The sequence below is a fragment of the Sphingopyxis sp. genome (assembly GCF_050725615.1).
Taxonomy (GTDB): Bacteria; Pseudomonadota; Alphaproteobacteria; order Sphingomonadales; family Sphingomonadaceae; genus Sphingopyxis.
Genome location: NZ_JBOHHU010000149.1, coordinates 1 through 4,947, shown reverse-complemented (window position 1 = coordinate 4,947; position 4,947 = coordinate 1). Strand labels below are relative to the sequence as shown.

Below are 4,947 nucleotides of genomic sequence, written 5' to 3'. Positions count from 1 at the left end.
GCCGAAAGCATGCCGGGGCGGTCGTCGCCCAGGATGCGATAGACGATCAGACGCTTCTCGCGAACCATTTCGCGGTTCAGCACCACGGCCAGCATGCGGGCGTCGATATTGCCGCCCGTCAGTTCAACGCCGACCTTCATGCCCTTGAAACGTTCCGGGTTGGCCAGGATGGCGGCCAGACCGCCGGCCCCGGCGCCCTCGGCCACCGTCTTCTCCAGCGTCGCCAGCAGAGCGACACCTTTCTCGAAATCGGCCTCCTCGCAGACGAAGACCTCGTCGATCAGGCTGTCGGCCAGGGCGAAGGGGATTTCGCCCACGGCCTTGATGGCGATGCCCTCGGCGATGGTTTGCCCGCTGCACTTGGCCGGCTCGCCGCGACGCCGCGCGGTGAAGGAGGGATAGCGGGCGGCCTCGACGCCGAAGATCTTGATGTCGCGCTTGATCGCCTTGGCGGCGATGGCGCTGCCGGCGATCAGACCGCCGCCGCCGATGGGGATGATCAGGGCGTCCAGATCGGGCGCGTCCTCGACAAACTCCAGACCGCAGACGCCCTGGCCCGCGACGATGCCCTCGTCGTCAAAGGCCGAGACGAAGACATAGCCGTGCTCGACCTGCAGCCGCTTGGCCTCCTCGGTCGAGGCCGAGAAGTCGAGGCCGTGGATGACGACATTGGCGCCGTGGGCGCGGGTGCCGTCCACCTTCACGAAGGGGGTGCCTTCGGGCATGACGATGGTCACCGGCACGCCGAGACGGCCGCCGTGATAGGCTAGGGCCTGGGCGTGGTTGCCCGCCGAGGCGGCGACGACGCCGCGCTTCATCTCGTCCGGCGTCAGTTGCAGCAGCCGGTTCAAGGCGCCGCGCTCCTTGAAGCTGCCGGTGAAGTGCAGGTTGTCGAACTTGATCCAGATCTCGGCCCCGGTCAGTTGCGACAGGCGGCGGGAATAGCGGACGGGCGTGCGGTCCACCTGGCCGGCGATGCGCTTCTGCGCCGCGCGGATGTCCTCGAAGGTGACGGTCATGAAGTCCCTGAAATCGTTTCTTGGCCGGTCTCTGCGTCCGGTCTCCGGCGCTCTTGTGGCGCACCCGACGCGGGGGGGCAACCTTGACTCGCCGCGTCATAGGGGGCCATTCCGGTAGCGCTTGAAACGCGTTCTGGGAGCCCCCTCCATGTCGACCCGTCGCCCCTCCATCGTCCTCGCCGCCGTCCTCGCGGGCGGACTGGCCCTCAGCGCCTGCGCCACCACGCCGATGGGCGGTCCGACCGGCGGAAACTCGGCCGAGTTCAGCGCCGACGCCTTCGCCTGGTCGACCCGCGCGGGTCAGGCCTCGATCGAAGGCCGCGTCGCCTTCGCCCAGGACGGCAAGGCCTTCCAATGCGTCGGCAACGTCGGGCTAATCCCTGACACCGGCTACACCCGCGCCCGAATGCAGCGCCTTTACGGCTCAACCGAACGCGCCGCCGTTCCCGCTGCCGTGGTCCGCGCCCGCTCGGCTGGCGAACAGGGCGCCGACTACCGCTCCTATGAACGCGCCCAGCCCTGCGCCGACGGCGCCTTCCGCTTCACCGGCCTGCCCGACGGCAGCTGGTTCCTGATCTCGCCGGTCAAGGCCGGCGACGACATCGTGGTGGTGATGAAGCGCGTCCAGACGCGCGGCGGGCGTATGGTCAGCGTCACCCTCGGAAGTTGAACGGCGCCGAGGATCGGCGTTCGCCATCCTTTGGCCTTACCGGGCCGCTCTCTGACTGTTCCATTTACGGACAGTCGGGGAGCGCGTTCTTGTCCCAACACAATATCATGGGTTCCGAAGCCTTCAACAAAGGCCCCTTCGTCATCATTCGGGCGGTGAAATCCGGCGGCTTCCGTCGTCGTCGTTCGCGCTCGCTGGCGGCCTATGCGGTCGTGGCGGTTCTGGCCCTGTCGGCCGGCGCGGCGGTCGCGGCCTTTGCGCTGGGCCCGCTTCTGGTTGAAGCCGCCCCCGCCAGCCTTGCTCCGGGCGCCGTCGCCCCTGCGGCAACGATCGGCGCCGCGGCGACCCCGGCTCTGACCACGCCTTCGGCCTGAAAGTCGGCAGGGCCGACCGACTCTGCCGCGCTCCGACCTCTTGGCTGACGCGGACATGAGAATGATCCGACCAATCGTCCTCCGGCGTCGCTCTCGCACGCGAGAAACGACCATGACCCAAATATTGATGAAATGTGAATGACCGCCGATTTGCGGTCCATCTATACAATCTCTGCCAAGTAGTCAGAAACGCCCCATTCACAATACAGTCACGGTGCCGGGTCACCCCGGGTCCGCAAGAGTACAACCGAACCCTGACGCGCCGATCGCCACCACCGCACTCGCGGGATCGACACGCCATCGGGCGGGCCGGGTCGGGACGCAGACACGTCTCGCCCAAAACAAGGCGCTTCGGCGCGCGACGGCCTCACCGCGGAATTGCACGCCCCCCAGCGTTCCGCCCGACTGGAGTCGACGCCGAAGCGCAGGCCTGCCCCATGCGCGTCCCCGGCAATGTCAGAAGATCTGGACCGGCCGGCGGGAATCGACCCGCGACATTCAGCTTGGGGAGCTGAAAAATTTCCTTAAAAATCAATGCGCTTTAAGCAAAAACCGCTTCAAATCGCCCTATAGGAACCAATGGGCTACGCCAAGCCTGCAAAGCGGAGGCGTCGCTACTTCCGCCACGAAAAGCACGAGACGGAGCCCCGGCCCTTCCCGGGATCGACATGGATCAGCGCCGCAGACTGAGCCGACAAAAGCCACCGTACCGCGCTCTGGCGCATCGGCGTCTATGTGCAGCTCACGCGCAAAGCTGGGGACGACGCCGCGTTTCTGAAGTCACTCTGCGCGAGATGACCTAACCCCCGATGCCCGTCCATAGCGGTAGAGCAGCGCGCCCGACAATGCAGGTCGTATCGAGCTATCCTTCGTGAACGCGTCCACCACGAAGCTCCGGTGACGGCGCGGCTGGACAGGCTCGCTGGATGGGTCCTGTGGCGCAAATCACGCCTTTCTCAACGCCGGACAGCGTTGAGAAAGGCCGGCTCATTTGCAAGGATCTTGGGTGCTAGGGCCTCGCAGGCCGCGAAATCATAAAGGGAATCGATATCCCAGGCTCGTTCAAATGGAGTGGTGAACGCCAGAGTACCCCGGGGCGTGAACTTGCGCTCCTCGAGAAGCGCACTGGCCCGAATGATGTAGACAGCGCCATTGAGCATCATGACTTCGCCGCCGAAATCGGCGTCGAAGCGATCCAAGGTGCCACTAGGACCTATGGTACAGAGAAAATTCCGAGGCTTAGGCAATGACGAAACCGTGACAACAGCGGGAGCATCGGCTTCGATACAGCGCTCGATCACAGCATCAATGTCGGAAGTCAGCCGTAGCGGAGATGTCGGCTGTAACAACACGACATAGTCCCAAGCGCCCCCCAACGTTTCCATGGCGTGAATTGTAGCGTCGACAACGGAAGATGTGTCGCCCGCCAGATGTGTAGGCCGGCGGAACGGGGGTGGAAATCCAGCATCCGCAGCAGCTTGAGCGATGGCGTCGTCATCAGTGCTGACGACGATCTGATCGATGTGCCGCGAGGCCTTGGCAGCCTCAAGCGTCCAAGCGATCAACGGCTTGCCTAGTAGTGGGCGCGCGTTCTTGCCCGGCAGCCCCTTGGAACCGCCGCGAGCTGGTACGACAGCCATGATGCGAGGTTTTACCAAGTAAAATCAGCTCCTTTGGGCGCGTATTCTGGGTACCGGGTAGCTAGTCACCCTGTGTCCGTCAAGCTGAGGCCTATCCATCCCCTAAGGACGATGACGGGACAGGAATTTCTGCTAGGGGAGCGAACCATTCTGGCCGTTCCCACATCAACGCGCAACGCTGAACCCGGAAACTCCAACCATCGGATTTAGCCGTAAATGGCAGGGAACCATATTGATCCGAAACAGCTCCAGGCTCTAGAGTTCGCTCGCAACGGGTTGAATGATTGGCGTTCAATCAGAAATGACTGCAACTTTAAAAGCGCTGGCAAGACCGTCGATCCGTAGCGGATGGAGATTTTTTTGAGTAACGCCCTAGAGCCGACCGTTGCAAAGAGACGACTGATAGATCAGCGTCAAACTTATGCAGCGAATTTCGGACTCATCTTCCGATCGGCGTCGGTATTCTACGCTATATCGGGAAAGAATCGCTCGACTACCATTTCATTCATGAATTACTGGGCAGTCAAGCGAGCAATTGACGTATCTATCGTTGTTACCACCCGCACAATGAATGGTAAAGTGATAGAAAGAGTCCTGTATAATTGGGAATCTTCTTCTGTAGTCAATCACAAAGTGGATTTGGGCGCCCACAACGAAGGCTCTATTGAAATTGAAATTTTTTCCGCCCAGAATCTAGTAATACCCTACCCAGCAATCATGGCTGTATATGAGACCGCTGTAGGCATATCCATGGTCCATAGTTATGCGCGGATATATTCGCCCATGGAAGTCGAGGAGGGCAACTCGATAGAAGATGGAAGCGAAAGCTGCGCTTCCGTTCGCGATGCAGAAAACGTGCGATCTTTTGTGGTTATGCACAATGGATATGAACCCGCACCGGCTCAAGTGATCTTTGCGTGCCTTACGAATTCTCGCGGAGAGAAAATTCAGCGCGAACATACCCTGCCGGCTCTGCCCCCCTACGGAACGGCTCGACTCGACACCGGGGCAATATTTCCTGAAATTAGAAATTTCTTGGCCGGAGAGCCGGGCAATCTCGCAGTAAAATTCCGACTGTCGCGCGCCTTTGCGCGCCTGCTTGTCGCCAACGAAACCATTGACGGAAAAGATTTACAAGTAACGCACTCAAATTTCAACTACACCGACATCCAAACAAATATACTGGATGAACATAATAGCGCGACCGTTTGCCTCGCAGCTATTCCGGACCGGGACCTTTACAC

Annotated in this window: 5 protein-coding genes; 3 read left to right on the top strand and 2 right to left on the bottom strand. The window is 61.1% G+C overall.

The genetic code is table 11. The annotated features are described in order from the left end of the window. The coding region (locus tag ACREB7_RS20555) for a pyridoxal-phosphate dependent enzyme (protein ID WP_431594115.1) at nucleotides 1-1,019 on the bottom strand (1,019 nt) is incomplete at its 3' end. A gap of 148 nt (nucleotides 1,020-1,167) precedes the next feature. Here ACREB7_RS20555 and ACREB7_RS20550 point away from each other — a divergent pair. Together ACREB7_RS20550 and ACREB7_RS20545 are read left to right on the top strand one after the other, a co-directional pair. Continuing rightward, entirely contained in the window at nucleotides 1,168-1,689 is a 522-nt protein-coding gene (locus tag ACREB7_RS20550; RefSeq protein WP_431594114.1) for a hypothetical protein, read from the top strand. Between the two features lie 107 nt (nucleotides 1,690-1,796). Then, nucleotides 1,797-2,063 (top strand): hypothetical protein, encoded by a 267-nt coding sequence (locus ACREB7_RS20545; protein ID WP_431594113.1) that lies wholly within the window; start codon nucleotides 1,797-1,799, stop codon nucleotides 2,061-2,063. A gap of 956 nt (nucleotides 2,064-3,019) precedes the next feature. On the opposite strand, the gene ACREB7_RS20540 is transcribed toward ACREB7_RS20545, so the two are convergent. After that, nucleotides 3,020-3,721 (bottom strand): cytidylyltransferase domain-containing protein, encoded by a 702-nt coding sequence (locus ACREB7_RS20540; RefSeq protein ID WP_431594112.1) that lies wholly within the window; start codon nucleotides 3,719-3,721, stop codon nucleotides 3,020-3,022. A gap of 342 nt (nucleotides 3,722-4,063) precedes the next feature. Here ACREB7_RS20540 and ACREB7_RS20535 point away from each other — a divergent pair. Beyond that, a partial coding sequence (locus ACREB7_RS20535) for a hypothetical protein (RefSeq protein ID WP_431594111.1) occupies nucleotides 4,064-4,947 on the top strand: 884 nt, incomplete at its 3' end.

Bases quoted from the DNA above. Each gene is read 5' to 3' on its own strand.
- ACREB7_RS20550 (WP_431594114.1), top strand. From the start codon at position 1,168: ATGTCGACCCGTCGCCCCTCCATCGTCCTCGCCGCCGTCCTCGCGGGC.
- ACREB7_RS20545 (WP_431594113.1), top strand. From the start codon at position 1,797: ATGGGTTCCGAAGCCTTCAACAAAGGCCCCTTCGTCATCATTCGGGCG.